Annotated in this window: 22 protein-coding genes; 1 reads left to right on the top strand and 21 read right to left on the bottom strand. The window is 42.5% G+C overall.

Going from position 1 to position 23666, the window contains the following annotated elements:
- Window positions 1-78 precede the first annotated feature (78 nt).
- The 20 genes from murC to LN995_RS07635 all read right to left on the bottom strand — a co-directional run bounded on the left by murC (window position 79) and on the right by LN995_RS07635 (window position 20829).
- Complete coding sequence (gene murC, locus LN995_RS07730) at window positions 79-1488, bottom strand: UDP-N-acetylmuramate--L-alanine ligase (RefSeq protein WP_229960028.1); 1410 nt, start codon at window positions 1486-1488, stop codon at window positions 79-81.
- Complete coding sequence (gene murG, locus LN995_RS07725; RefSeq protein ID WP_229960026.1) at window positions 1485-2597, bottom strand: undecaprenyldiphospho-muramoylpentapeptide beta-N-acetylglucosaminyltransferase; 1113 nt, start codon at window positions 2595-2597, stop codon at window positions 1485-1487. Before murG ends, murC begins: the two co-directional genes overlap by 4 nt.
- Window positions 2590-3765, bottom strand: a complete 1176-nt coding sequence (locus tag LN995_RS07720) for an FtsW/RodA/SpoVE family cell cycle protein (protein WP_229960025.1) — start codon at window positions 3763-3765, stop codon at window positions 2590-2592. Before LN995_RS07720 ends, murG begins: the two co-directional genes overlap by 8 nt.
- A 25-nt stretch (window positions 3766-3790) precedes the next feature.
- Window positions 3791-5134: a UDP-N-acetylmuramoyl-L-alanine--D-glutamate ligase gene (murD, locus tag LN995_RS07715; protein ID WP_229960022.1), complete on the bottom strand. Its 1344-nt coding sequence runs from the start codon at window positions 5132-5134 to the stop codon at window positions 3791-3793.
- A gap of 71 nt (window positions 5135-5205) precedes the next feature.
- Window positions 5206-6426: a phospho-N-acetylmuramoyl-pentapeptide-transferase gene (gene mraY / locus LN995_RS07710; protein ID WP_229960021.1), complete on the bottom strand. Its 1221-nt coding sequence runs from the start codon at window positions 6424-6426 to the stop codon at window positions 5206-5208.
- Window positions 6427-6468: 42 nt separating this feature from the next.
- Window positions 6469-7932: a UDP-N-acetylmuramoyl-L-alanyl-D-glutamate--2,6-diaminopimelate ligase gene (locus tag LN995_RS07705; RefSeq protein WP_229960019.1), complete on the bottom strand. Its 1464-nt coding sequence runs from the start codon at window positions 7930-7932 to the stop codon at window positions 6469-6471.
- Entirely contained in the window at window positions 7932-10034 is a 2103-nt protein-coding gene (locus tag LN995_RS07700) for a penicillin-binding protein (RefSeq protein ID WP_229960017.1), read from the bottom strand. Before LN995_RS07700 ends, LN995_RS07705 begins: the two co-directional genes overlap by 1 nt.
- Window positions 10024-10464, bottom strand: a complete 441-nt coding sequence (locus tag LN995_RS07695) for an FtsL-like putative cell division protein (RefSeq protein ID WP_229960015.1) — start codon at window positions 10462-10464, stop codon at window positions 10024-10026. The genes LN995_RS07700 and LN995_RS07695 overlap by 11 nt, the downstream gene beginning before the upstream one ends.
- A 58-nt stretch (window positions 10465-10522) precedes the next feature.
- Complete coding sequence (gene rsmH, locus LN995_RS07690; RefSeq protein WP_229960013.1) at window positions 10523-11428, bottom strand: 16S rRNA (cytosine(1402)-N(4))-methyltransferase RsmH; 906 nt, start codon at window positions 11426-11428, stop codon at window positions 10523-10525.
- A gap of 3 nt (window positions 11429-11431) precedes the next feature.
- Window positions 11432-11899 (bottom strand): division/cell wall cluster transcriptional repressor MraZ, encoded by a 468-nt coding sequence (gene mraZ, locus LN995_RS07685; protein WP_229960011.1) that lies wholly within the window; start codon window positions 11897-11899, stop codon window positions 11432-11434.
- A 625-nt stretch (window positions 11900-12524) separates the two neighbouring features.
- Window positions 12525-13211 carry a fatty acid desaturase gene (locus tag LN995_RS07680; protein ID WP_229960009.1) on the bottom strand — a complete coding sequence of 229 codons (687 nt, stop codon included), beginning with the start codon at window positions 13209-13211 and terminating at the stop codon, window positions 12525-12527.
- A 91-nt stretch (window positions 13212-13302) separates the two neighbouring features.
- Window positions 13303-14160 (bottom strand): 4-hydroxy-3-methylbut-2-enyl diphosphate reductase, encoded by an 858-nt coding sequence (locus LN995_RS07675; protein WP_229960007.1) that lies wholly within the window; start codon window positions 14158-14160, stop codon window positions 13303-13305.
- Between the two features lie 7 nt (window positions 14161-14167).
- Window positions 14168-14866, bottom strand: coding sequence for a lycopene cyclase domain-containing protein (locus LN995_RS07670; protein WP_229960005.1), 699 nt, complete (start codon window positions 14864-14866; stop codon window positions 14168-14170).
- 91 nt (window positions 14867-14957) lie between these two features.
- The gene (locus LN995_RS07665) at window positions 14958-15494 is read right to left on the bottom strand and encodes a hypothetical protein (RefSeq protein WP_229960003.1); all 537 of its coding nucleotides are present in this window, start codon (window positions 15492-15494) and stop codon (window positions 14958-14960) included.
- A 1-nt stretch (window position 15495) separates the two neighbouring features.
- Window positions 15496-16329: a phytoene/squalene synthase family protein gene (locus LN995_RS07660; RefSeq protein WP_229960000.1), complete on the bottom strand. Its 834-nt coding sequence runs from the start codon at window positions 16327-16329 to the stop codon at window positions 15496-15498.
- Window positions 16316-17842 carry a phytoene desaturase family protein gene (locus LN995_RS07655; protein ID WP_229959999.1) on the bottom strand — a complete coding sequence of 509 codons (1527 nt, stop codon included), beginning with the start codon at window positions 17840-17842 and terminating at the stop codon, window positions 16316-16318. The genes LN995_RS07660 and LN995_RS07655 overlap by 14 nt, the downstream gene beginning before the upstream one ends.
- 35 nt (window positions 17843-17877) lie before the next feature.
- Window positions 17878-18384, bottom strand: coding sequence for an RNA polymerase sigma factor (locus LN995_RS07650; RefSeq protein ID WP_229959997.1), 507 nt, complete (start codon window positions 18382-18384; stop codon window positions 17878-17880).
- 234 nt (window positions 18385-18618) lie between these two features.
- On the bottom strand, window positions 18619-19497 hold the full coding sequence (locus LN995_RS07645) for a MerR family transcriptional regulator (RefSeq protein ID WP_229959995.1): 879 nt from the start codon (window positions 19495-19497) through the stop codon (window positions 18619-18621).
- Complete coding sequence (locus tag LN995_RS07640) at window positions 19469-19969, bottom strand: sterol desaturase family protein (RefSeq protein WP_229959993.1); 501 nt, start codon at window positions 19967-19969, stop codon at window positions 19469-19471. The genes LN995_RS07645 and LN995_RS07640 overlap by 29 nt, the downstream gene beginning before the upstream one ends.
- Window positions 19970-20019: 50 nt before the next feature.
- Window positions 20020-20829 carry an enoyl-CoA hydratase/isomerase family protein gene (locus LN995_RS07635; RefSeq protein ID WP_229959992.1) on the bottom strand — a complete coding sequence of 270 codons (810 nt, stop codon included), beginning with the start codon at window positions 20827-20829 and terminating at the stop codon, window positions 20020-20022.
- A gap of 368 nt (window positions 20830-21197) precedes the next feature.
- Here LN995_RS07635 and LN995_RS07630 point away from each other — a divergent pair, with 368 nt between their 5' ends.
- Window positions 21198-21764 carry a TetR/AcrR family transcriptional regulator gene (locus LN995_RS07630; protein WP_229959991.1) on the top strand — a complete coding sequence of 189 codons (567 nt, stop codon included), beginning with the start codon at window positions 21198-21200 and terminating at the stop codon, window positions 21762-21764.
- Window positions 21765-21898: 134 nt separating this feature from the next.
- Here the strand turns inward: LN995_RS07630 and LN995_RS07625 are convergent, their stop codons facing one another.
- A complete protein-coding gene (locus LN995_RS07625) occupies window positions 21899-23629 on the bottom strand; it encodes a M3 family oligoendopeptidase (RefSeq protein ID WP_229959990.1) in 1731 nt (576 codons plus the stop codon).
- Between the last annotated feature and the right edge of the window lie 37 nt (window positions 23630-23666).

The raw sequence follows: 23666 nt of genomic DNA, 5'->3' as shown, positions 1-23666 counted from the left end.
TGCCGTGATGAAGCAAAACCTGCCAATGCGCCAATTGTAATAATGCTACAACCTGCAAAAATTAAAGATTTTATTCTACTATTCAAGCCCATAGCGATTATTTTCTAAAAATTTTCTAATAGGGCTAACAAGTGTATCTATATCTCCGGCACCAACTGTGGCCAGCACATCGAAGCTAGAGTTATTGGACAATTTTTCTATCACTTTTTCTTTAGGCACTAACTCTTTTACCGGGCAGTTAGTAAGTTCCAATAACATCTCAGAGGTAACCCCTGGTATAGGTTTTTCGCGAGCCGGGTATATTGGTAAGAGAACCAGCTCATCGGCCTTGTCAAGGCTTTCTGCAAACTCCTTAGCAAAATCTCTTGTGCGCGTGTACAGGTGTGGCTGAAATAGTACTTTTATTTTCTTATCAGGATACAAGGCTCGTAATGAAGTCATAAATGCATCTATTTCTTTCGGGTGATGCGCATAGTCGTCTATGTAGACTTTGCCATTTCCTTCAAACACAAACTCAAAGCGTCGCTTTACACCCCTGAAAGTTTGCACACCTGCTTTTATAATTTGCTCTGGCACCTGTAACAGCTGGGCAACCAGCACAGCCGCTAATGTATTCTCCACGTTATGGAAGCCCGGCAAACCAAGACGCAGTTCCTCTATGCTCCCTAATGGACTCACTGCATCAAACTCAAACCAACGATCCCTTATATTCAGGTCTTGTACATGTGCTTGTCCTTTTTTCAGGCTATATCTTATAACCTGTACACCCTCCTTAATTTTATCCGTTAACCTAGGGTCAGTATTCTCATGCAGGATAAGGTAACCGCCTGGTTTAATCTGGCTGATAAACCGCTGAAAAGTACGTATCAGTTCTTCACTATCCCCATAAATATCCAGGTGATCAGCATCTGCTGAAGTCACAATAGCAACATCAGGATAAAGTGTCAGGAAAGACCTGTCATACTCATCAGCTTCAACTACCACAGTTTCTCTTTCTGCCTCCCCTTTTCCAATGAGAAGATTAGAGTTAAGATTTGTGCTGATGCCTCCCAGAAAAGCTGAACAGTCTACACCTGAATGATGCAGCAAATGCGTTACAATAGACGAGGTAGTGGTTTTGCCATGTGTGCCAGCCACCGCAACTGTAAAAGCTGAAGCCGTGATAATGCCCAATACTTCTGAACGTTTGCAAATCTGATAATTCTGCTCTTTCAGATAAGTCCATTCCTGGTGCTCTGCCGGAATAGCTGGCGTTAATACAACCAGTGTCTCCTGCTTATGCTCTAATACCTCGCTAGGCAATTGGCTCAGGTCATCCTCGTAATGTACCATGATGCCTTCTTGCTCCAGAGCCTCTGTAAGAGATGTGCGGGTTCTATCGTAGCCCCAAACAGAATAACCTTTGGACTTGAACCAGCGGGCAATAGCGCTCATACCAATGCCGCCAATGCCTAAAAAATAGATATATTTATAGTTATCCAGTTTCACTTGATCAATTCCAAAAGTTCTTTTACAATATCGGCAGCGGCATTTGGCCGCGCCATTTTCTGTATTCTCTGCTGTAACCGTTTCTGCTCCTGCTCATTTTGTAACAGCTGCAAAGCTGCTGGTACCAACTCCTGTTGTGCCGCCTGATCACGCACTAGTATTGCAGCCTGCCTGTTTACGAGTGCCATAGCATTCTTTGTCTGGTGATCTTCAGCCACATTAGGCGAGGGGACCAGTATAGCCGGTTTACCTGCCAGGCACAGTTCAGAGATAGACAGAGCTCCAGCACGTGAAACAACTATATCAGCGGCAGCATAAGCTAAATCCATTCGCTTGATAAAATCAAAAGCACGGATGCCTTGCTCCAGGTAAGGTTTCTCCAGTTGCTGAACTTCGGCATAAAAGCCTTTGCCTGTTTGCCAGATTAGTTGGTACCCTGCCTCCGCAATTTGCTTCACCCCTGCAGCTACACTTTGGTTGATCGTACGGGCACCTAAGCTTCCGCCAATAACCAGTATCGTTTTCTGCTCTGATATTAACCCGAAATGCAACAATGCCTCACGCCGCTTATCCTGTATCTCCATGATATCCTGTCGCACCGGGTTGCCCGTCAAAACCAGCTTTTCAGCCGGGAAGAACTGCTTCATATTATCATAAGCTACACACACTTTATCAACACGCTTGGCCAATAGCTTATTTGTGATACCGGCGTAGGAGTTTTGCTCCTGAATTAAGGCCGGAATATTTCTGGAAGTAGCAGCATAAAGCAAAGGGCCACTTGCATAACCTCCCACTCCAACTACTGCATCAGGTTTAAACTCTTTAATTATTTTATGCGATGCACGTACACTGGACAGGACCTTAAGCGGGAAAGATAAATTGTCTAATGTCAGGCGGCGTTGAAGCCCGCTAATCCATAAGCCAACAATTTTATACCCTGCCTCTGGCACCCTTGTCATCTCCATACGCCCTTTTGCCCCTACAAACAATATCTCAGCATCAGGGTTTATGGCCTTGATCTGATTAGCAATAGCCACAGCCGGGTAAATATGCCCGCCAGTGCCGCCACCGCTGATAATAATGCGATATGGTCTGTTATTCTCAGGCATTTACAGGTGAGTTTGTATTTGTTGGTACTTTTGGAACAGGAGCTCCAGCAGCTGCACGCTCAAACTCATCATCGCTACGACTTACACTTAGAATAATACCCAGTGAGATACCTGTAAAGATCAATGAAGTTCCCCCCATACTTAACAGGGGCAAAGGCAAACCTGTGATTGGCCCCAGCCCCACGGCAACTCCCATATTAATCATGCCCTGCATGACCAAGCTAAAACTCAGACCTGCAGAGAGCAAACCGCCGAAAGCACCATTACTTTTACTTACCGTTACCAAACCTCTGTAGAGCAGTGCCAGGTATAAGAACAACACAGCGCCCCCTCCCAGTAAACCATATTCTTCTAAAATGATTGAGTATATAAAGTCTGAATATGGGTGAGGCAAGATATCGCGCTGATCGCTGTTTCCAGGACCCTTACCTACAATACCACCTGTAGCAATGGCAATGTAAGACTGCTCTAACTGGTAAGCTGTCTTGTTAGGGTCCATGAAATCTTCCACACGACTAATAGCCGTACTCATACGTTGCCCCACAGCCAGGGCAACCCCTCCAAAAAGAATACCTGCCACTATTACTGCCATTAGGTACTTCATGGGCACGCGGCCGATAAACATAAGCAGCAGGCATGTCAGGAATAGTAAAACAGCTGTGGATGTATTAGTTAAAGCAATTAAAGCACATATTACTACTGTCCATGTAAAGATGGGTATCAGCGTGCGCTTTACATCGTGCAGTATCTGCTGCTTTTTAGAGAGCATGCTTGCCAGGTATGAAATAAGGGCAAGCTTTGCTAAGTCAGATGGCTGAAACGTCTGATTGATAACAGGAATAGTAATCCAGCGACTGGCATCGTTAATATTGGAGCCGTAAAAATACGTAACTATAAGAAGAGGCGCTGAAATAAACAGTGCCAGCAATGATAGCCTGGAGTAAAAGCGATAGTTAATTTTATGCGCCGCCCACATAAATGCCAATCCAACCATTATAAGCGAAGAATGCTTAAACAGAAAGTACTCTGTATTGCCGTCTCTGTTTCGGTACGCAAGAGTACCGGTTGCAGAGTATACTACTGCTACGCTTAAAAGGGAGAAAGCAAGCACGATGCCCCAAAGCACCGCATCACCTTTCAGGTTTTGCTGTAACCACTGCTTTATCATAACCTTTGGCTTAATGTTATGTATGCTATTTCTTTAATACTATTCTTTCTACAGCTTCTTTAAAACGCTGTCCCCGATGCTCGTAATTGTTAAACAAATCAAAGCTGGCACAAGCCGGAGAAAGTAAAACCACATCTCCTGCCTCAGCCAGCGAACGGCCGAGACGTACCGCGTAATTGATAGAAGTTGTTTCGGCAATAACCGGAACTATTCTGCCGAAAGCCTCTTTTAGTTTATCATTATCTTTTCCCAGGCAAATCAAGACCTTTACTTTTTCACGTGCAAGGTCTGCCAGGGTACTGTAGTCATTACCTTTGTCTACGCCACCGGCAATCCAGATAATAGGCTTCTTTATTCCTTCCAATGCGTACCATACTGCTTCCACATTGGTAGCCTTAGAGTCATTTACGTAAGTAACTTCTTTCGCTACTCCTACTTCCTGCAGCCTATGATCAGCATTTTTAAAAGTCTCCAGAGCTTTCTCTATCTGCTCATCAGACACCTCCAGAAGTTTAGCTACAGCTACTGCTGCCATGGTATTGTACTGGTTGTGCTTGCCAATTAAACTGGACTTAGAAGTATTGATCAAACCTTCATAAAACTTCACCGCCACCTTTACAGACTTATCCTCCAAAGTCACTTTAGCAGCCTTAGCCCCCTGTAAAGAAAACGGTACTGTAGTTCCTCCAAATGTTTCAGAATGAAAAGCTTTTTTTATGTTTTCATCATCTGCATTATAGATAAAGAAATCACTCCCCATCATATTCTGCGCCACCCGCAGCTTAGAGGCTGCATACTTATCCATGCTGTACCCATAGCGATCTAGGTGGTCAGGAGTAACATTGAGCAACACAGCAATATGAGCTTTAAACTGATACATATTATCGAGCTGAAAGCTGCTCAATTCTACTACATAGTACTCATACCTATTATCAATAACCTTCTCTGCAAGGCTCTCCCCAATATTACCAGCCAAGCCAACTTTTAAACCAGCTTCTTTAAGTAAGTGGTAAGCCAGCAGAGTTGTTGTGGTCTTGCCATTAGTACCAGTTATACAAATAAACTTTGCATTCGTGTATCTGCCGGCAAACTCTATTTCAGAGATAACAGGAATCTCTTTCTTTATCGCCTCCTGAATAATAGCAACTTTGTCAGGTATGCCGGGGCTTTTAATGATTTCATCAGCTTCCAGAATACGTTCGAATGTATGTGCTCCTTCTTCAAAAGGAATAGCAGCTGAAGCAAGCTTTTCTTTATACTGTTCCTTTATCTGCCCCATGTCTGACACAAATACATTAAGCCCTTTTGCCTTTGCCAGCATAGCGGCTCCTACTCCACTCTCTCCTGCCCCAAGTACTGCTATTTTCATAGTTAAGATAATTGTTAATAGTTGTTCACTAGCTGTTGACTGTTCTTAAAACTGAAACCACCAACAGCATGTTAGCGAAGCTTTAATGTAACCAGCGAAAAAATGGCCAGCATAATACCTACTATCCAGAACCTGCCTACTATTTTAGACTCATGATAGCCTTGCTTCTGGTAATGATGATGCAAAGGTGACATCTTAAAGATGCGTCGGCCTTCACCATACTTCCTTTTAGTATACTTAAAGTAGCTCACCTGCAACATAACAGACAGGTTTTCTATTAAGAAAATACCACAAAGAATAGGTATAAGCAGCTCTTTACGCACAATTAAAGCAAGAACAGCTATAATACCTCCGATTGACAAACTACCCGTATCTCCCATAAACACCTGTGCCGGATAGGTATTATACCACAAAAAGCCAACACAAGCCCCCACAAAAGCCAGACAAAAGATAGCCAGTTCACCAGAATTAGGAATGAACATTATATCTAGGTAATCGGCGAATATTGTGTTACCTGATACATAGGTAAAAATAGCCAGTGTCATACCTATAATGGCAGATGTACCTGCTGCCAAGCCATCAATACCATCTGTAATATTAGCCCCGTTTGATACCGCCGTAATTACAAGAATCACAAATGGTATGTACAGATAACAGGACCAGTCCTGAAAAATGGCTCCTGCAAAAGAAAACAGGTTGCAGTAATCCAACTCATTATTTTTCCGGAACGGCACTGTCGTTATCATCGATTTCACGTCCATGAATCGGGTTGTAGCATTTACGGCTGAAGAAGCTCCATCAGAAAACAGGTATTGTCGCACTACTACATCGTCATGGAAATACAAGGTTAAACCAACCACCAAGCCTAAACCAATTTGCCCTAATATCTTGAACCTACCAGCCAGCCCTTCTTTATTTTTCCTGAACACTTTAATATAATCATCCAGAAACCCAATCATGCCTAACCAGATTGTAGAAAAGATCATCAGCTGAATGTATACATTGTCAAGCCTGGCAAAGAGCAGGGTTGGCACCAGAATAGCTAATAAAATAATTAGTCCACCCATAGTTGGAGTACCCTTTTTCTCCATTTGCCCTTCCAGGCCAAGGTCGCGGATACTCTCGCCAACTTGTTTGCGTTGCAGTATTTTGATTAATCTGCCACCAAAAATCATGGCAATTAATAATGATATCAAAGTCGCCATACCTGCCCGGAAAGAGATGTATCTGAATACACCCGCTCCAAAGACATCAAACTCGCGATCCAGGTATGTAAAGAGGTGGTAAAGCATTAATTGTATTCGGTTTCCTTTGGCTTAATATTTTGTTATTTTCTATTTTCCTAACTGTCGAAACGTTTCATGTAACACCAGCTTATCATCAAAAGGATATTTTACTCCCTTCACTTCCTGATATGTTTCGTGCCCCTTGCCTGCTACCAGAATAATATCTCTTGTCTCAGCCAGCATGCAGGCTGTTTTTATGGCTTCTTTCCTGTCTAACACAGATAAAGTTTTTTTATAATCCAGCGGCTTCACACCTTTCTGCATATCTTCCAGAATGGCCTGTGGTTCTTCAAAGCGAGGGTTATCAGATGTCAGAATAACTTTATCGCTTAGGCGGCAGGCAATATCAGCCATTACTGACCGCTTGGCTGCATCGCGGTTCCCGCCACAACCTACTATAGTGATTACTTTCTGATTAGGATCCCGTATTTCCTGAATTGTGTTCAACACGTTTTCCAATGCATCAGGCGTATGTGCATAATCTACAATACCTGTAATCAGCCCATCAGAAATAGTGTAATCGAAGCGCCCGGCAGCAGAGCTTAAGCTAGAAAGTACTGTTAAGACCTCCATTGGGTCCTCTTCCATTAGAACACCCACCGCATAGGCACCTAGTAAATTGTAAGCATTGAAAGCACCTATCAGTTTACACCATATTTCAATTTCATTCACCTCCAGATGCAAGCCTTGTAATGTATTATCGATAATACGTGCTTTAAATTCCACTACTTTGCGCAAGGCAAAATAATGTACACTGGCTTTTGTGTTCTGCACCATTACCGGCCCACGTTTATCATCGGCATTTATCAGAGCAAAGGCATTCTTTGGCAACTGATCAAAGAAAAGCTTCTTTGCTTTAATATACTCCTCAAATGTCTTGTGGTAATCCAGGTGATCGTGTGTGATGTTTGTAAAAACGCCACCGGCAAACACCAGACCTGCCACACGCTGTTGCACCATAGCATGTGAGCTCACCTCCATGAAGCAATGCGTACAACCTGCTTTCACCATCTGCGCTAGTAACTCGTTCAGCTTAACGGCATCAGGAGTAGTATGCGTTGAAGGCATTATATCTTCATCTATCTGGTTTTGTACGGTAGAAAGCAAGCCGACATGATAACCGAGTTCCCTGAATAACTTATGCAGCAGTGTAACAGAGGTTGTTTTACCATTAGTACCTGTTACACCAATCAGCTTTAGCTTTTTAGACGGATAATCATAGAAAGCTGAAGCCATATTACCCAAAGCTTCTCCAGAATCTTTAACCAACACATAAGTTATACCTTGCGCTACTTCCTCAGGAAACTGTTCGCAAACAATAACTGCAGCCTCTGCCTCTACAGCTTTACCTATGAAATCATGCCCATCGGCCTGCACCCCACGCACTGCCACAAACACCACCCCTTGTTTCACCTGACGCGAATCAAAAGTAATAGCAGCTACAGGCACCTCCAGCGAACCTTTGGTTTCCAGCACTTTTACATCTTTCAGTATGGTTTGCAGCAACTGCATCAGCTTAATACTATAATTATTTGTTTTTCTTTATTGATAATTGTACCCGGGTCCAGCGACTGCTTCTGTACTCTTTTACCGGCACCTTCCACTTTAACTCTCAGGTTTTGGTTACCCAATATAAAAAGTGCATCACGCAATGTCATACCCTTCACATCCGGCACCTGCCCCTGCACAACAGGGCTTGGTGTTAGGTTCAATGAACGAGAATGTGACTGTGGCTCCACCTTTACCCAATCCTCCTCTGTTGTTTTGGCATGTGTACTGATGCCAATTTTGTTACAGATATAGGTTAAGTCATCCAGGCTTCCGGCTCCTGTATGTGGCAGGCTGTTTTTATTAGGTACTACACGTGCCATCAATGGCTTGTGCATAGCCAGGTCACGGGCATAAGCTTTATCGGCCAGTTCTTTGAACACAGGAGCTGCTACATCTCCTCCATACACATTCACGCCTTTTGGGCTATCTATGATTACTATGCAGCTGTATTTAGGATTATCAGCAGGAAAGTAGCCTGCAAAAGATGTAGAATACTCTCTTACATAGCGTCCATTCTTCACTTTTCTTGCAGTACCAGTTTTACCTGCCACCTTATAATCTGCATTTAAAAGGTTCTTGGCCGTTCCATGCTCCACTACGCCTTCCAGCATAGCCCGCAGTTTCTTCAGCGTTTCATCAGAGCAGACTTTATCTACCAATACTCTAGTTTTAAAGCTTTGCACTACATTATCTGCCTTGCGAATTTCTTTTACAATGATAGGCTGAATTTTAACTCCATTATTTGCTACTGCATTATAAAATGCCAGCGTCTGCAAAGGAGATATCTTAAGTTCATAGCCAATTGCCATGGAAGTAAGTGTCGTACCATACCAGTTTCTATCGCTTGGGCTCTTCATATAAGGACGTGCCTCGCCATCCATCTGAAACCCGAGTGTCTGATCCAAACCAAAACTGCGTAGATAGTTTACATAAGCTGTCTGGTTGTCGCTAAAGTATTTCTCCATCAGTTTAGCCACCCCAATGTTAGACGACTTTTCAAATACCTGCTGCACGGTTAGTTTACCAAACCCACCATGGTGAGCATCAGTCATGGTCGTGTTTTTAATGCGATAGCTACCATTACCTGTATCAACTGTGTCTGTCAAAGGAACCTTAGCATGCTCAAACAAAGCCATCATAGATGCTAGCTTAAAAGTTGATCCAGGCTCCGTACGTCCCTGGTTACCAACAGCGTAGTTATAGTCTTCAATGTAGCCTCCTTTGGTTTTCCCGAGGTTTGCAATAGCTTTGATCTCACCGGTTTTCACCTCCATCATAATAACACAACCATACTCTGCATTTGTTTTTTCTAAAGCTTTGTACAGCGCGTTTTCAGCCACATCCTGCAGGTTAATATCAATGGTAGTCTTGATGTCATACCCATCAAGAGGCTTTACTTCCGTGCCATCATAAATAGGTTTATTACCACCTGCAATGCGTTCAAACAGAGCCTCACCATCAGTACCTGCCAGGTCACCATTAAAACTGTATTCCAGACCGGCTCCGTTTTTATCTTCGTTTATAAACCCAATAGTGCGCTCTGCCAGAATACCAAAAGGTTTAAAGCGCTTCTCTACTTTTTCAAATATAACACCACCTTTATTCTTGCCAGACCTGAAAATAGGCCAGGACGCCATCATTTTCTTGTCTTGATAGTTTATCTGCCTGCTGCTCAAACGCACATAACGGCGACCGGCATGGCGGGCATTTTTTAATTTGCGACGGTAATAGTCTTCTGACTTATCGCCGTAAAAACGAGACAACAGGTACGCCAGAGAGTCTACACCACCATTGAATAACTCTGTACTGGCCACAGTAGGGTCAAAAGCAACACGATAAAAAGGCAACGAGGTAGCCAGAATGCTTTCATTGTCCGAAAAAATATTGCCCCGGGTTGCACGCACTGGCTGATAGTGAATGCGACGCTCTTTGGATATTTTCCTCCACTTATCCCCGTCTCTGTACTGAATCTGCACTATTTTGTAAACTATAGCGCACGCAAAAAGGCAGATAGCCAGAAAAGCTACCCGCACCCTTAGCACTATGGACTTCTTAATATTCATCTGCAGGCACTATAACTTGAAAAGGTGGAGATGAACTTTCTATAAGACCAAAAGGCGCCACGTTACGTGCCACCTCAGATTGTTTACTTGCCTCCATGTAGTCAGACTTGAGCGTAGTATAATCAGCACGCAAGTCTTCTGTTTCTACTTTCAGGCGGTCTATCCGTCTAATTGTTTTTTCAGCATAATGTGTGTTGCCGATATAAAACAGAGTAATGCCTGTTATAAAAAGAATATACGGCATGTACTTAACCGGCACCCCCTCCTCAAATAACGCATCTACACTTGCATACTTGTTCAGAAAACCAAACAAACTAAAGCCCGGCTTTCTTGTTTTCTTCTCTACCCTGGGTGCCTCTACTTCTGGCTTCACGCGTACCGAGTTAGCCTTGGGCGCGCTGGTTTTCTTTACTAAAAGGTTAGAAGCCATATTCTATTCAATATTTACTTTCCGGCTAAAGCAGTATCAGCCTTTAATTTCTTTCATTTCAATCTCTTTTTTCAGCGACTCTCAGCTTAGCACTTCTGGAGCGGGTATTCTCCAGCAACTCCTGACCTGTTGGAGTAATTGGTTTTCGGTTTACAGCCTCCAGTGGCTTTACCTCGTTTCCAAACAGGTCTTTTTCAACCTCTCCAAAAAACTTACCTTTCGCAATAAAATTCTTCACCATCCGGTCTTCCAGCGAATGGTAAGATATCACCACCAATCGGCCGCCCGGCTTCAGCACTTCAACAGTCTGCTCCAGCATCTCCTCCAGTGCTTTCATCTCATCATTCACTTCTATGCGGAGGGCCTGAAACACCTGAGCCAGGTATTTATTCTCTTTCCCCTTTGGCGTGACAGAACTTATTGCCCTCTTAAAGTCCCCGATAGTTTCAATAGACCTTACAGCGCGCTTCTCTACTATTGTCCGGGCTAGTGTACGGGCATTTTTCACCTCTCCATAAATCCCCAGAACCCGATGCAACTGCTCTTCTGAATAAGTTGCCACCACATCTTTAGCCGAAACCTCTGCTTCAGGATTCATACGCATATCCAGGGGGCCGTCAAAGCGGGTTGAAAAGCCCCGATCCGGCACATCGAACTGATGCGATGAAACACCTAGGTCTGCCAGAATACCATCCACAGCATTTACGCGATACAACCGAAGGTACTTTTTCAGGTCCCGGAAGTTTGCTCGCACAAACTGAAAAACCGGGCTCTCTATTTTCTTAGATTGCTCTTCCGCGTCCCTATCCTGGTCAAAACTGTACAACTTACCATCTGTAAGCTTACTAGCAATCAGCGCCGAATGGCCACCTCCTCCAAATGTCACATCAACATAAACACCATCTGGCTTAACCGCCAGCGCCTCGACCGACTCCTCCAATAAAACAGGACGATGATATTCCATTAATTAAATACTCGGTTCCTCTGCCGGTTTATCACCCAAAAACTTCTGGGCAAGCTGTGAAAAATTCTGTTGATCCTTAATCAGGAACTCCTCATACTTATCAGGGTTCCAGATTTCTACACGATTACCAAGCCCAACCACTATCGCCTCTTTCTCCAGCTCTGCAAAACGTGCCATGGTTTTCGGAACTATAAAACGACCAGCACCATCCAACTCTATCTCGGTATTTCCCCGAAAGAAGTTCCGTTGAAAGTGACGATACTCCTCGTTGAACTCATTCAACCCTGCCACCTTATCGTAAATCACCTTCCACTCAGCCTTCGGATACAGCACCAAGCAAGGCTCAAATCCTCTCGTGAGCACCACATGGTTGCCTGATGCCTCCGGCAGGTTGGCTTTTATCTTTGCAGGTAAAACCAACCTTCCCTTCGGGTCAATCTTGCACTCATATTCACCGGAGAGGAAGTTCATACATATTACAGTTTCGTCCGTGTAGATTTCGGAGTATACAAATGTAGCGATTCAACAAAACACTTCAACCACTATCTACCACTTTTCACCACTTTGTGGATAAATTATGGTTATCCACTCCACTTATCCACATTACCTACACCACTTACACGCTATTTTGGGTATAAGTTTTTTTGCAAGAGATCAGTAAATTCATTAAAATTCGAGGATATAAATACCCAATATATTGATAACCAATAAATTACCTATAAAATATACGCAATTACATATGTTTAATATATTTCCAAATGAAAAGTGGAAGAAAGTGGGCAAAGTGGGAGAAAGTGGAAAAGAGTTGCTAACTTTTTATTGAAAAAGACGGGAAGCTTATTGTTTTGCTCCTGCTATCCCTATTTGGCCTGATGAATTTAGCGGGCAAAATACAAGTTAAAATGCAGCAGAAAGCCAGAAACAGGCTAAAAAGGCTGGCTTCAGTTTGGCAACTGCCTAACAAATTGGAATTATTAACAAGAACTCACATTATTGAAAGCTATGGGCAGGAGCGATAGTCACAAAAACATATAAAATTATCTCTTCACAGATAACTTAACTGATACGAGCGAGGAGGATGGAGCAATAATTTCTATTAGCTCTCTTTCGTTTTATATAACTGCCACCAAGGCAGGTAAGGTTTATCGTGATGCTCAAAATGATACCCGAAGAAATAGCAGCTTACAAAAGCCCAAAGGTGGTTCTTATGCTGCGAAGTAGACTTATGCAGGTTATTTTCGAGGTGTTCTCCTTTATGTGGCTGGTAAGTACCAAAGTAGAAAAGCTGAAAAGTAGCCAGTATAGCCGGAAGCATCCAGAAGAGTATAATATTTTCCAGCGGGAAAAACAGTTGAAGCACATTGAAGGTAACAGCCATAAGCAGTATCTGCCACCAGGTGATGTATTGTTTAAGAAAGCTCAAGTACCAGGGCCAGAATCCGCCTCCATGATAGTCAGGGTCATCAGCAGTAGCCACATGCTGATGATGCAGGTGATGCCTTGGCAAGAGGCGTGGATACCAGTTGTAAGCAAATAACAAAGCTGTTACCGTACCTATTGTTTTATTTAACTTAGGTTTACCGGGTGCAGCCACCCCATGCATGGCATCATGGGCTGTAATAAATAAGCCAGTGTACAAGTGGGTCTGCAGTAAAACAAAGAGAAACGTTAAAGGCGACGTAAAATAAACAGACCAATGCAACAGGTAAACGAGCAGCGTAAACCAACAAACAACAATAACTGTTGCTATCACAATCCCTCTATAGTCGTTGCGTTTTGGCATTTGTAAATGTATAAATAGCTAGCTTTTTAGTAACAGTATTAGCTTAAGTTCACAGAAATAAGGTCTACCTTTATAACGATAAAGCAAAGTTCTACAGGGCTAACTCATAACTTAGTAACCTGCTTCTCACCTCCTCCATTAACCACATAGGAGTAGAGGTAGCTCCACAAATACCTACTCGATCCCCGTCTTTAAACCACTCTTCCTGCAACTCATCTACTTTAGAAACAAAAAAAGTATCAGGATTCGTGCTTTTACATACCTGATACAGGACTTTGCCATTAGAAGACTTTGTGCCAGAAACAAACACTACTTTATCAAACTTACTGGCAAAGTTGCGCAGTTCCTTGTCACGGTTAGACACCTGGCGGCAGATCGTATCGTTAGCGTTTATCTCGTACCCTTTTGTTTCCAGCGTCTCTTTGATTTTATAGAAGCTATCGGTGCTTTTGGTGGTCTGGCTATACAGTGTAATTTTCTGTGGCAACTCATACCGCAAGAGTTCATCCATGTTTTCGAAAACAACAGCTTTATTATGTGTCTGCCCTAAGAGCCCCATCACTTCTGCATGACCATGTTTGCCGTAAATAAAAATTTGCTCCTCTTTATCAAAAGAAGTTTTAATGCGATTCTGCAGCTTCAGCACCACTGGGCAGGAAGCATCCACTAAGGTCAGGTTATTTTGCAGTGCCGTCTGATATGTTTCAGGAGGTTCACCATGCGCTCTAATCAGCACAGATTCATTTCGTAAGTTTCTGAACTGCTCATGATTAATAATGCGCAAACCTAACTGCTGCAAGCGCTCTACCTCCTCATCGTTATGTACAATATCACCCAAGCAATACAGGTATCCCTGCTCCTTTAGTATATCTTCTGCCATTTGAATAGCATAGACTACTCCAAAGCAGAAGCCAGAGTTAGAGTCAATAGTAACATGGAGGCTTTTCATATAGTTGTTATACAACTAAAGGCTTATATTGTTTAAGAGCAAAGCGTTGTTGTAATCCCTCGTATACTGTTATGGGTAATAACAACATCAGCATAGAGTACATCGTGTCTTCTACAGGAATAGAAACAATCCTTAACCCGAGAATGTAATTGTTATTATACCACACAACAGGCAAGTAGGTGAGTACACCATTCACAAGCAAAAATGGCACAAGGTGCACCAGGTAAGCCAGGTAGAACCGCCCCAAAAACTTATCCCGGAAGAAGCGCAGATGCAACAAGTGCATCACAACTAGAGAGCAAAACGTAACAGAGGTATAAAGTTTGCCACTATTAAAAGCAGCAATACATGACAACGAAAGCATTAAGAGAACCGCAATAATTTTAGCGTAAGGTCGCAGAATATCTTTTGTGATATAAGCATTCAGCACTGCGTAAATAAATACACAGGCATAGGGCACGGTAACAAAAAACAACACCTCTTCTAAGGGCAGGTTAAACACGGTAATCCCAAGCAAATACTCCTCGTTAAACCCCCATATGCCAAGATCAGTAAACAGCACGTCCCAAGCCATGAACACCAGAACATTCACAAGCATAGCCGGAAATAAGGCGGGCCAGCTTTTATAAAACGCCACCTTCTTATCAAAAGAAAGCAGTAAAGGAAACGTAATAGTAAAGATGTTCAGATACAGGTAGATATACATGCAGTAATTATCAGTTATCACTCAATACAACAACAGCGCCCCTTTCCTTTATCAAAAACAGTTACATACCGCTTTTTGTTTATGACAACTGTCAGATGCGGACGTTTCGCAATATTTTTTTCTCATCTTCTGAGGTAAGATCTTCAGAAAGCATTATGTCTCGCATGATTTTGGCCAGACCTGGTGACAGACCTGAGGCAGGATAATTCTTCAAGCTGTTTATAATGATCTTTTTATCTTCATTCAGATGCTCACTCAACTTAAGGTAACGCGGTACATAATGCTCTACTGTGAACCTTAAAAAACGGATTTCAGGCTCATCTTTATCTAATTTAACAGCCTTCTCAAAAATGGAAGCAGATGTTTTAAGGTGCTTTAACTTGCTGTAAGGGTTCCAGACATACTTGGCCATACTTGCCTCTGAAGCTGCTTTATAAGCCAGTATAACCGGGTGATTCCCGTTATACTTATCCATAAACTTATGGAATTCTTTACCAGCCTCTTCGTCTTGAGTAGCTTTCAGGTACAGCCCTCTTAACTCGGCAATTTTATATTGGCTTGTATCGCTACCTGCTTCAGACATAGCTGGCAAGACAAGCATCACCATAAATAGAAATAATATTTTCAAATTAGATTACATTAAGTTTATACTTGAAGTACGAGCTTACCAGCAAAGCAAGTTTCGTATTATCAGGTACTCTTACGCGCTCTTTTAGAATATGGGTTGCAGGCAGGTTCTGGATTCTTCTAAATAGCTTTCTGTAGTAAACATAGGCCAGATACACTCCCATCCGTGCTGAGCGCGGCAGAGCCATGATACCTTTTAATGCATCATCAAAATCTTTTAGAATATCAGCTTCAATCTCTGCTTTGCAAGTATTATCGAAACACGTAAAGTCTACCTTCGGAAAATATACCCGCCCCCGCTCATCATAATCACTTCTCATGTCGCGGAGAAAGTTTACTTTCTGGAAAGCAGCTCCCAAACTACGTGCCGAATTTTCTAATTGCTTAAACATTTCTTCATCCCCCTCACAAAAAACCTTCAGACACATAAGCCCCACCACCTCTGCCGAACCATAAATGTAGGTATTATACAGCGCACGGTCATACGCATGCCCCTCCAGGTCCATCTCCATACTTAACAAAAAGGCATCAATATATTTTTCATCTATGCCATACTGTTTTACCACCGTCTGAAACGAATGCAGCACTGGGTTCAGACTAATGCCCTTCTCTATAGCTTCATAAGTTTGTTTTTTGAAGTCAGCCAACAGCTCACGCTTGTTGTAGTCGTGAAAAGTATCTACAATTTCATCGGCAAAGCGCACAAAACCATAAATGGCATATATAGGAAAGTGAAGCTTTTTGTGCAGCGTTTTAATGCCTAGTGTAAACGAGGTACTGTATGACTCTGTGACAACTCTACTGCACTTCAGGCAAGTTTCTTTAAACAGCTCCATGCATTTGGGTTTTTGGGTTGATGTATATTTTATCCGGAGCTTTAAATTCTTTTTCTACCTCTTTCGCTACCACCTGCCCTGATATAAGAGAAGGTGGCACTCCGGGCCCGGGAACAGTTAACTGCCCCGTGTAAAACAAGTTCTTTACTTTATTGCTTTTCAGACGAGGCTTCAGTAATGCGGTTTGCTTTAAAGTATTTGCTAATCCATAAGCATTACCTTTAAAAGCATTATAATCGCTGATAAAGTCTTGGTGCGCATAGCTGCGCTTATATATAACAGCACTGCGTATCTCCTGCTTTGTTAGTCGCTCCAGCCGGTCCATTACAAGGTTATAATATTTTTCACGCTGCTCTTCAGTGTCCTGCAAGCCAGGTGCCACTGGTATCAGCAAGAACAGGTTCTCACAACCCTCAGGCGCAACAGTTGGGTCTGTTACAGAAGGCGCACAAACATAAAACAGTGGCTTTGTTGGCCATTTTGGGTGCGTGTATATTTCACGGGCATGCGGACCAAAGTCTTCATCAAAAAACAGATTATGGTGCTGCAGATTTTTCAGGCGTTTATTTACGCCAATGTAAAACAGTAAAGACGACGGTGCCATCACTCTGTTTTCCCAATAGCTGTCGGAGTAACTCTGGTAAGATGGTGGCAGCAACTCCTTTTCTACATGATGATAATCTGCACTCGCCACCACTACATCTGTATAAAAGGTATCTGTAGCAGTTATCACGCTTGATACCTGTCCATCTTCCACATCAATACCCTTCACATCCTGGTTGTATAGAAAGGTTACCCCTTTTTCCTCGGCCAACTGCACCATCCCTTCCACAATTTTATACATTCCTCCCATAGGGTACCAGGTACCCAAGATGATATCGGCATAATTCATCAAGCTGTAAAGAGCCGGTGTGTTTTCTGGCAAAGCCCCCAGAAACAGTATAGGAAACTCCATCAGCTTAATAATTTTACCATGGCTAAAAAACCTCCTGATATGCTTATGGAAAGATTGAAAAACATCCATCCGCAGCACATCAAAGAGCAGCTTTAAACTCATAAACTCTGTTAGCGAACGCCCGGGCTTATATACCAGCTGGTTAATTCCCACTTCGTATTTATAGGCTGCCTGTTCTAAAAAAGCATCAAGTTTAGCAGCACTACCCTTTTCAAGGCTTTCAAATAATGTACGCAGCTTATCCAGCGAGGCAGGAATATCTACAAAATCATCCTCTCCGAAAGCTACTGTATAAGAAGGATCTAAACGTTTAAGGTTATAGTAATCAGAACTTCGTTTACCAAATTTATTAAAATATGACTCAAAAACATCAGGCATCCAATACCAGCTTGGCCCCATATCAAACGTAAAGCCCTGAGCTGAGAAACTTCGTGCACGTCCGCCGGGTGTGGAATTTTTCTCCAGCACCGTTACACTATAGCCTTTATCAGCCAGGCTTGTAGCTGCCGACACCCCAGAGAAGCCCGAGCCTATTACTATTACTTTTGTTTGAGTCATAAAAATGGTTGCTACTACCTGTTTTACTAAGCCTCCTACCTGTATACCTCCAGCATAAGCTTCAGTTCTTTACGGGCAATATGAATGCGGTTCTTTACAGTACCTATCGGAAGATTAAGCTGGTCGGCAATTTCATGATATTTATAGCCAATGTAATACATCATGAAAGGCTTACGGTGTTCTTCACTTAAGTTGGCAATAGCCTTGTTAATGTCATTCATGACGAAAGAAGCCGCCCCTTTGTTTTGCGCAGTGTAGTTTTGATTAATGTTTAAGTACTGCAAGTACTCAGAAGTATCGATACTACTTGTGCGTTTGGTTATTTTATTGTAGTTGTTGATAAAAGTATTACGCATGATAGTGTAAAGCCATGCCTTTATGTTCGTACCTGATTTAAATTTCTCCCTATTCGATAAAGCCTTGAGAAGTGTCTCCTGTACCAGATCCTTGGCATCATCTGCATCGCGTGTCAGGTTCATTGCCACAGGTCTTAAAGATAAGGCTACACTTTGTATAAGAGAGGTATATTCCAGAGCAGTCATTTGTTTATTATTAAAACTTAAATATTAAACAAATGTACGTCATTTGATTCCAATAGATTAATTTCGTTTAATATTATTTAAAAATAAATAAACAAAATTAAAACTAATCCCTTTAACTTAACATTAATGCAACTCTTCACTAACTCAAGGCTTAAACTTTAGGAAGTATAACAAGCAAAAACCCGGCACCTGTCTTAGATGCCGGGTTTTTGCTTGTTAAATCAGCGAAGCTTATTAGCTGAATAAAGTAATAAAGCTTCTCATATCAGGTATGACTTTGATATTAGGAGGAAATATAAGTTCATCCTGCTGTATCAGAATTCCATAGACAAAAACAGTACAGCCTGGAAATGCCGCAGACAAGTTATTTAAATATTCCTGTACCTTATCCCGCTCTGGCGCCGATGTCATCACAGTGCAAATAAAATCAGGTTTGCATTGCTCATAAGTTAACTTTAGGTCTTCAAAAGGCAGGTTCTGCCCCAGGTAAAACACGTGGCAATGATGAGACCTGATAATATAATTCATGTACAGCAATGCCAGTTCATGCAGTTCCCCCTCCGGCAGATACAATAAATAAGTAGGAGCCTGTGCATGCTTGCGCAACACTTGTCCGTCTATTGCCACAATTAGTTTCTGACGCACCAGGTTACTCACAAAATGCTCATGCGCCGGACTGATATTGTTTGTCTGCCAAAGAATACCAATTTTGTTTAGGAATGGATAAATGATGTGCAACATCGTCCACTCAAAACCCATTTGCAAGGTAGCAGTAGACAGCGTTTTGTCGAATTGCTCTTCATCCATATCAATCATGGCCGCCACCAATGTATTTATCTGGTGTGTGCCTTCCTGGTTTGGCTCGTCGCACAGCTGCTGCACTGTCTGCAGAATCTGCGAGCGGTCCATCTGAGCTATCTTTGAAATTTTGTATCCCCGCTCATTCAGCAGAGAAATATTAAGTAAAGCTTTTAAATCAGCATCGCTATAATACCGGATATTTGTTTCTGTTCGCTGAGGGGTAAGAATATTATAACGCTGCTCCCAAATTCGTATCGTATGTGCTTTTACACCTGACAGATGCTCAAGTTCTTTTATAGTGTACTGTGCCACCCTTCTCGTTTTGCTGTTTTTGAACTATGTCGTAAGCTGACTTAAAATATTTCGGAGCCACCCACAACATCCCAAACGCTTCGGAGCCATATTTACCCGGCGTTTTATGGTGCACCTTGTGCGCCATGTTTAAGGCTTTCAGATAAACATTAGACGTTTTACCAAACAGCTTTAGTCTCCTGTGGATAAAAACGTCGTGTATCAGAAAGTAAGCCACGCCATATAATGTAATACCCGCTCCTATCCAGAACCTATAGTCTAAAGGTTCGCTGCCAAAAATAAAGAACAGCATAGCCAGTGTACCATAGTAGGCAAAAAAGAGGTCATTAAGCTCAAAAGCATGGTTGTGACGTGTGTGGTGAGACTTATGCAGGAACCACATAAAGCCATGAAGTACGTACTTATGCATACCCCAGGCAACACCTTCCATTGCCACAAAAGTAGCTAACATAATTCCGAAACCAATCAGCATATCCGAAGAACAGCAAGTTTAGAGAATTGTTTTAAGATTTAAACAGAATTTTACCACTTCAACGTTTCTTTGCTTAAAAAAGCGGCAATACCTCGTTGGCAGTCTTCGCTACCACGGGTAAGTGCATTCATTTCTGCAGCATAAAGCAACCCATCTTCCAGTGTTTTTTCCTGCACACGGGCAACCATTTCTTTTGTCACCTCCATAGAATAGCGGGAATTCTGAGAGCAAAGCTTCTGGGCAAAAGCAAAGACCTCCTGCTCCAGTGTTTCAGGTGAAACAACAAAATTAATAAGCCCTATACGCTGCGCTTCACCAGCTGAAATAAGATCGCCGGTGAGCAGCAGTTCTTTGGCACGCGCCTCACCTATTTTCCGCAAAAGAAACACAGTGACTATAGCAGGTATAAACCCTATTCTGACTTCAGTGTATCCGAATTTAGCCTCTGGCACAGTAAAAGTAAAGTCGCAGACAGTAGCAAGACCACAACCACCGGCAATAGCATGGCCATGTACCTGAGCAATAACCACCTTCTTTAAGGTATAGATCAGGCGAAAGAGCTCCATCAGGTGCGTAGAATCAACAAGGTTATCATGGTAGTTGTATTGCTGCAGAAGTTGCAAATATTCTAAGTCTGCTCCGGCACAGAAAACTTTGCCCTCAGCCCGCAGCACAATTACCTTACAAGTTTCGTCTTCTTCGGCCATGGCAAAAGCCTTTTTCAGGTCTGATACCATTTCAGCATTCAATGCATTACGTTTTTCTTCTCTGGCAAGGGTGATATAGCCGACGCGGTCTCTAACCTCATAATGAACGTATTCCAGCGTCAGTTCTTTAGCAGTTGTGGTCGTATCCGTCATAGTAGCTTTATTATTTTAGGTATTTGCTCTTGGTGTTGGTCTGATTCTCATATACGCAAGCATTCTTATTAAGCTCTAAAACTTTAGCCTCATTTCATGTCTTTATTAAAATCAAAAATCCAACACAACTTTAATTATACATTAGCAATAAATAAGCCATCTTGTTAATTTTTTTTAGCCTTTAATATTTTTTAGGCGTAAAATTTAGTATTTTGCACCCAAAATATTAACTATCGTTTGTATTAAAATAAGTTAACCTTAGCTTTAAGCTATATTGCGGCTTTTTAATACAAAAAATACAAACAGAAATTTGCTAACATTCGTTAGGTATATTATATTTGTTTTAACTAACTTTATTCGCAGAAACTTTGAGCAGAAAAGAACAAATAGAGGAAACAGCCACGGCCTTATTCAAAGCAAAAGGCTATTCGGCTACATCAATGCGCGATTTAGCAAATGAGCTAGGTATAGAAGCTGCCAGCATCTACTCGCACATTAAGTCAAAAGAAGAAATCTTGCAAAAAGTTTGCTTCAGAATGGCACGTGAGTTTTTCGAGGCCACTGACGCTGTTGATTCTCCACAGGCTTCTGCTACTGAGCGACTGACCAAGGCAATTGCTGCCCATGTTAAGGTAATGACGCAAAACACAGAAGCATCTGCCGTCTTCTTGTATGAGTGGCGTCACCTGAGCGAGCCTTACCACAGTTCCTTCCTGTCACTTCGTGACAAGTATGAAGCTCATTTTAGAGGAATTATTAGATCAGGTGTGGAGAGTGGAGAGTTTAAGGTGCCTGATGTAAAATTTGCCACCATGACTGTGTTCTCTGGCCTGAACTGGATACACACCTGGTACAAGCCAGAAGGAAAAATGACACCATCTGAAATTGCTGAGAACCTGACTTACATGATGCTGAACGGCATGAAAAATAATTAATCTACGCCCTGTTACCCTACTAACCCTTAATAAATTACCAGGCAGCACTGTTACCAGTGCTGCCTGGTAAAAAGAGAAAAGCCCAAGATATGACACCTTGGGCTTTTCTCTTTTTATTTTAGTACTACTTTCTTTTACAGGCTATTCATTTCTTCCTGAACAAAATCTGCGAGACTCTTTATATAGTCTGTACTGAAATCGAATTTAATACCTGCTGCCTCATATACCTCTCCAATAGAAACCGTATACCCAAGGCTAAGGGCACGTTTATAAGCGGCAAGGCCTTCATGTGGGTTCTCTTTGTAGTTCTTCCAAACGGCTATAGCCCCAAGTTGTGCCATGGCATATTCAATATAGTAAAACGGCACTTCGTATAAGTGCAGCTGTTTCTGCCAAATGTAGGGCTTGTATTTCTCCAGCCCCTTCCAGCTTACCTCCTTGTGGTTGAAAGTCTCAAAAATGTTTACCCACTCATTATGACGCTCTTCCTGCGTATGCTCCGGGTGCTCATAAATCCAGTGCTGGAACTTGTCGATTGTAGCTACCCAAGGAAAAGTTTCCAGTACGCTTTCCAGGTGAGTTTTCTTGGCTCTGCGTAGTTCGTCTTCATCCTCAAAAAAATTGTCCCAATAATCCATAGAGATCAACTCCATAGACATAGAGGCTAACTCAGCCACCTCTGATGGTGGATGCTTATAAGCATTCAGGCGTAAATCGCGTGTCAGGAAAGAATGTACTGCGTGACCTCCTTCATGTAATAGCGTAATTACATCCCGTAGGCTGGATGTAGCATTCATAAAGATGAATGGCACTCCAATTTCATCTAAGGGGTAATTGTATCCTCCCGGAGCCTTTCCTTTTCTGGATTCCAAATCTAGATGCCCCATTTCGCGCATGGTAGCCAGGCAGTCGCCCAGGAAGGTATCTAATTGGTAAAATACCTGCACTGTTTTCTCTAGCAGCTCCTCACCTGAGTTAAAAGGCTCTAAGGGAGCTTTGCTACTTGGATCTACATCCAAATCCCAGGGCCTGAGCTCCTCTACGCCCAGCTTTTCCTTTCGCTCTTGATCCACGTCTGTAAATAGAGGCACAATGGTTTCTTTAATGGACTGGTGAAAGTCGAAGCAGTCTTGAGGTGTGTAATCGAAGCGCCCAAGGGCAGCAAACATATAATCGCGGAAGTTCTCGAAACCAGCATTCTTAGCCACCTGATCACGTAAGCGCAAAAGCTCGTCAAACAGATCATCCAGCTTCTGGTGGTCTTCCATACGGCGCTCCTGTATAGCAAGCCATGCCTCTTGGCGTACCTCACGATCAGTGCGTTTTAAACGATCAGCGGCACGCTGCAGGGTAACTTCCTCCCCATCTAGGGTAACTGTCATGGCACCTGTAACGGCTGCATATTGCTGTTGCTTTGTACTGATTTCTGTACTAAGCGGAATGTTTTCTTCGCGGAATATCTCTAAGGCACGTTTTACGCCCCGCAGAAATATCCGGTACTTGTCCTCGTCCACGTTCTTTACATAAGGAGACTCCATTAACTTTTGGTTAAGCTCATGGTCATAAGGGGCTACCTTGGGCTCTATCTCCTCAACAAAATACTGAAAGGCTTTGGTTACTTCTTCATTTTGTGTATCGCAGGTCATCCGGATGTAACGCCACCCAAGTTCTTCTGATAATACGCTTTCTAACTCACTCCTATCAGTCATCCACTTCTCTAAGTCCTTTACACTGTTAATTTCACGGGCTTTAAGCTCTTCAAAGTGTGGCTGTATTTTTTCCCAACTTTCAACACTGAAGTCTTCAGGCAGAAAGGTACGCGGTTTACGCTGCGGTATTTTTATACTAGTGTCAGTTGAACTCATATACAAAAGTTAAAGTCGTAATTTATGTACAAACATT

This window comes from Pontibacter silvestris (genome assembly GCF_020907275.1).
Lineage (GTDB): Bacteria > Bacteroidota > Bacteroidia > Cytophagales > Hymenobacteraceae > Pontibacter > Pontibacter silvestris.
This window is presented reverse-complemented; position numbering and strand designations above follow the sequence as displayed.